General features: G+C 56.3%; 3 rRNA genes. All 3 read right to left on the reverse strand.

Going from position 1 to position 5,645, the window contains the following annotated elements:
* Positions 1 to 8: 8 nt before the first annotated feature.
* Positions 9 to 125, reverse strand: a 5S ribosomal RNA gene (rrf, locus tag E8D34_RS20585).
* Positions 126 to 320: 195 nt separating this feature from the next.
* A 23S ribosomal RNA gene (locus E8D34_RS20590) occupies positions 321 to 3,458 on the reverse strand.
* A gap of 456 nt (positions 3,459 to 3,914) precedes the next feature.
* Positions 3,915 to 5,440, reverse strand: a 16S ribosomal RNA gene (locus tag E8D34_RS20595).
* The 16S, 23S and 5S rRNA genes sit together here, the layout of an rRNA operon.
* Positions 5,441 to 5,645 lie beyond the last annotated feature (205 nt).

The following is a 5,645-nucleotide window of genomic DNA, read 5'->3' on the forward strand; positions in this document are numbered from 1 at the left end:
CAATGTTTGTCCGGCGGCGTCCTACTCTCCCACAACCTCGCGGTTGCAGTACCATCGGCGCTGGCAGGCTTAACTTCCGGGTTCGGTATGGGACCGGGTGTTTCCCTGCCGCTATGGCCGCCGTAACTCTATGACCCGTCCACCGCGCCCGTGTCCCGCCGTGTTGATGGTGGCGGGGGTGGGGGTGGAGGGTGGTCTGTGATTCTCTGACCATGCCTGTTACGGCATGTGGACGCGATTATGCTGTGTGTCTTGCGCGGTTTCGCCCAATCGTTCGACCAACAGCTGTGTCAGCTTTGTTGGGTGTGTTGGGGATTTGTTGTGGCAAGCTTTCGGCCTATTAGTACCGGTCGGCTGGGCATTGCTGCTGTACACCTCCGGCCTATCAACCCAATCATCTCTTGGGGGCCTTATCCCCTCATGGGGGTAGGAAACCTCATCTTGAAACGTGCTTCCCGCTTAGATGCGTTCAGCGGTTATCACTTCCGAACGTAGCCAACCAGCCCTGCACCTGGCGGTACAACTGGCACACCAGAGGTTCGTCCATCCCGGTCCTCTCGTACTAGGGACAGCCTTTCTCAAGTTTCCAACGCGCGCGGCGGATAGGGACCGAACTGTCTCACGACGTTCTAAACCCAGCTCGCGTGCCGCTTTAATGGGCGAACAGCCCAACCCTTGGGACCTACTCCAGCCCCAGGATGCGACGAGCCGACATCGAGGTGCCAAACCATCCCGTCGATATGGACTCTTGGGGAAGATCAGCCTGTTATCCCCGGGGTACCTTTTATCCGTTGAGCGACAACGCTTCCACTCGCAGTTGCCGGATCACTAGTTCCGACTTTCGTCCCTGCTCGACATGTCTGTCTCACAGTCAAGCTCCCTTGTGCACTTACACTCGAAACCTGATTGCCAACCAGGCTGAGGGAACCTTTGAGCGCCTCCGTTACATTTTGGGAGGCAACCGCCCCAGTTAAACTACCCATCAGGCACTGTCCCTGAACCAGATCATGGCCCTAGGTTAGACATCTAGTACGACCAGAGTGGTATTTCAACGATGACTCCACAACCACTGGCGTGGCCGCTTCACAGTCTCCCACCTATCCTACACAAGCCGAACCAAACACCAATGCCAAACTATAGTAAAGGTCCCGGGGTCTTTCCGTCCTGCCGCGCGTAACGAGCATCTTTACTCGTAGTGCAATTTCGCCGAGTCCATGGTTGAGACAGCGCCCAAGTCGTTACTCCATTCGTGCAGGTCGGAACTTACCCGACAAGGAATTTCGCTACCTTAGGATGGTTATAGTTACCACCGCCGTTTACTGGGGCTTAAATTCTGAGCTTCGAACTTGCGTTCTAACCCGTCCTCTTAACCTTCCAGCACCGGGCAGGAGTCAGTCCGTATACATCGTCTTACAACTTCGCACGGACCTGTGTTTTTAGTAAACAGTCGCTTGGGCCTGGTCTCTGCGGCCCTTCACGCTTCCCCAGCAAGTGGGTACACGATCCGGGCCCCCCTTCTCCCGAAGTTACGGGGGCATTTTGCCGAGTTCCTTAACCATGGTTGTCTCGATCGCCTTGGTATTCTCTACCTGATCACCTGAGTCGGTTTGGGGTACGGGCGGCTCATGGCTCGCTAGAGGTTTTTCTCGACAGCATAGGATCACCCACTTCCCCCCTACGGGGTCGGCATCACATCTCAGGCTCATCATCAAAGAAAGAGTTCCGGATTTGCCTAGAACTCGCCCTACATGCTTACCCACGCACAACCATCGGCGTGGTTGGGCTACCTTCCTGCGTCACCCCATCGCTTGACTACTACTGGATCGGATCCCACGCTCCACAACAACGTCTCACCCCGAAGGGATCGATCAAAGCTGCTTCGGGTGGTTAGCATCACCAACCTCGTCATGGGCGCCAATTCGCCGGTACGGGAATATCAACCCGTTGTCCATCGACTACGCCTGTCGGCCTCGCCTTAGGTCCCGACTTACCCAGGGCAGATTAGCTTGACCCTGGAACCCTTGATCATCCGGCGCACGGGTTTCTCACCCGTGATTCGCTACTCATGCCTGCATTCTCACTCGTGCCACGTCCACGGCTAGATCACTCTGCCGCTTCACCCGTGGCACGACGCTCCCCTACCCACCCATACCCCTGGACGCACAAGGCGCCTGGGTTACATATGGATGCCATGGCTTCGGCGGACGGCTTGAGCCCCGCTACATTGTCGGCGCGGAATCACTTGACCAGTGAGCTATTACGCACTCTTTCAAGGGTGGCTGCTTCCAAGCCAACCTCCTGGTTGTCACTGCGACTCCACATCCTTTTCCACTTAGCCGCCCCTTAGGGGCCTTAGCCGATGGTCTGGGCTGTTTCCCTCTCGACTACGAAGCTTATCCCCCGCAGTCTCACTGCCACGCTTACACTTACCGGCATTCGGAGTTTGGCTAACGTCAGTAACCTGGTAGGGCCCATCGGCTATCCAGTGCTCTACCTCCGGCAAGCAACACGCAACGCTGCACCTAAATGCATTTCGGGGAGAACCAGCTATCACGGAGTTTGATTGGCCTTTCACCCCTATCCACAGGTCATCCCCTCCATTTTCAACTGAAGTGGGTTCGGTCCTCCACGCCGTCTTACCGGCGCTTCAACCTGCCCATGGATAGATCACTCCGCTTCGGGTCTTGATCGTGCGACTCAAACGCCCTATTCAGACTCGCTTTCGCTACGGCTACCCCACACGGGTTAACCTCGCCACACAACGCAAACTCGCAGGCTCATTCTTCAAAAGGCACGCCGTCACCCCCACTGCACACGAATGTGCCGGCCGGGCTCCGACGGATTGTAGGCGCATGGTTTCAGGTACTATTTCACTCCCCGCCAGGGGTACTTTTCACCTTTCCCTCACGGTACTGGTCCGCTATCGGTCATCGAGGAGTATTTAGGCTTAACGGGTGGTCCCGCCAGATTCACACACCATTCCAGGAGTGGCATGTTACTTGGGAAATGCTCAACACAGCCAGCAACTTACATCTACGGGGCTATCACCCGCTCCGGCACCGCTTTCCAACGGACTTCGACCTCATCACTGGTTTCTTACTGCGCGCACCACCGGCAGATGATGCAAGAACACTCCCACAACCCCAACCATGCAACCCCTGCCGGGTATCACACATGACCGGTTTAGCCTCATCCGATTTCGCTCGCCACTACTCTCGGAATCACTTTTGTTTTCTCTTCCTGTGGGTACTGAGATGTTTCACTTCCCCACGTTCCCTCCACACACCCTATTTCATTCAGGTGCAGGTAACACGACATGACTCGTGCTGGGTTTCCCCATTCGGACATCCCCGGATCAACGCTCGGTTGCCAACTCCCCAGGGCATTTCGCAGGCTCCCACGTCCTTCATCGGCTCTCGATGCCAAGGCATCCACCATGCGCCCTTAACAACTTGCCCACAACAAACCACCAACACACACAACAACCACCACAACAACAGCAGCTGCCATGCATCCCAGTGCCAGATCATGGAACAAACACCTAAGAACACACAAAACAATCAAACGAAACAACACACAAGACACACACCCACACCAGCCAGCCCCCACCCCAAACAGATGAGCGACCAACAGATGCGATGTGCATACTCGCGTCCACTATCAAAGAATCAAGAAACAAGAGACCAACCAGCCCCTCCCACACCCCCCAGCACCGAGCACAACGCTCGACACACAGGAGACCACCGTGGGCGGCGTCTGATGCCTCAGACACCCAACAGCGTGCCATGCGCATGACCAACACCCACCCATCCACACAGGAACGAGCAGGCTGCAAAGATTTGTATGTGTTCCACTATACGAACACCCCATAGTCACCCCCGCGCCTTCGGCGGGAGTGGGGTGGTGCTCCTTAGAAAGGAGGTGATCCAGCCGCACCTTCCGGTACGGCTACCTTGTTACGACTTCGTCCCAATCGCCAGCCCCACCTTCGACGGCTCCCCCCACAAGGGTTAGGCCACCGGCTTCGGGTGTTGCCGACTTTCGTGACGTGACGGGCGGTGTGTACAAGGCCCGGGAACGTATTCACCGCAGCGTTGCTGATCTGCGATTACTAGCGACTCCGACTTCATGGGGTCGAGTTGCAGACCCCAATCCGAACTGAGACCGGCTTTTTGGGATTCGCTCACCCTCACGGGATCGCAGCCCTTTGTACCGGCCATTGTAGCATGCGTGAAGCCCTGGACATAAGGGGCATGATGACTTGACGTCATCCCCACCTTCCTCCGAGTTGACCCCGGCAGTCTCCCATGAGTCCCCACCACCCCGAAGGGCGTGCTGGCAACATGGAACGAGGGTTGCGCTCGTTGCGGGACTTAACCCAACATCTCACGACACGAGCTGACGACAGCCATGCACCACCTGTACACGAGTATCAAAGAGACCCACATCTCTGCAGGCTTCCCGTGTATGTCAAACCCAGGTAAGGTTCTTCGCGTTGCATCGAATTAATCCGCATGCTCCGCCGCTTGTGCGGGCCCCCGTCAATTCCTTTGAGTTTTAGCCTTGCGGCCGTACTCCCCAGGCGGGGCGCTTAATGCGTTAGCTACGGCACGGAACCCATGGAATAGGCCCCACACCTAGCGCCCAACGTTTACGGTGTGGACTACCAGGGTATCTAATCCTGTTCGCTCCCCACACTTTCGCTCCTCAGCGTCAGGTAATGCCCAGAGAACCGCCTTCGCCACCGGTGTTCCTCCTGATATCTGCGCATTTCACCGCTACACCAGGAATTCCATTCTCCCCTGCATACCTCTAGTCTGCCCGTATCGAAAGCAAGCACCGAGTTAAGCCCGGTGTTTTCACTCCCGACGCGACAAACCGCCTACGAGCCCTTTACGCCCAATAATTCCGGACAACGCTCGGACCCTACGTATTACCGCGGCTGCTGGCACGTAGTTGGCCGGTCCTTCTTCTGTACCTACCGTCACTCTCGCTTCGTCGGTACTGAAAGAGGTTTACAACCCGAAGGCCGTCATCCCTCACGCGGCGTTGCTGGATCAGGCTTCCGCCCATTGTCCAATATTCCCCACTGCTGCCTCCCGTAGGAGTCTGGGCCGTGTCTCAGTCCCAGTGTGACCGGTCACCCTCTCAGGCCGGCTACCCGTCAAAGCCTTGGTAGGCCATTACCCCACCAACAAGCTGATAGGCCGCGAGCACATCCCTGGCCGAAAAAACTTTCCACACACACCCATGCAGGCATGCGTCATATCCGGTATTAATTTCGGTTTCCCGAAGCTATCCCAGAGCCAGGGGCAGATTACTCACGTGTTACTCACCCGTTCGCCGCTCGAGTACCCCCGAAAGGGCCTTTCCGCTCGACTTGCATGTGTTAAGCACGCCGCCAGCGTTCGTCCTGAGCCAGGATCAAACTCTCCATAAGAAAATCTCTAATCCTGACAAACAGACAATCACTGACAACAAGTTGTCAGAAACTATCGATCTGCCGAAAACCACACACCCACCAACCAACAACCTCAAACCCCCGAAAGGACCATCAGAAGCAAGCCAGCGAATGCGCACAAACATTCACAACAAACCATCACTTGCATGACACACTGTTGAGTTCTCAAACATCACACGCACCG

It is taken from the genome of Nocardioides sp. GY 10113 (assembly GCF_004919105.1).
Taxonomy (GTDB): domain Bacteria; phylum Actinomycetota; class Actinomycetes; order Propionibacteriales; family Nocardioidaceae; genus Nocardioides.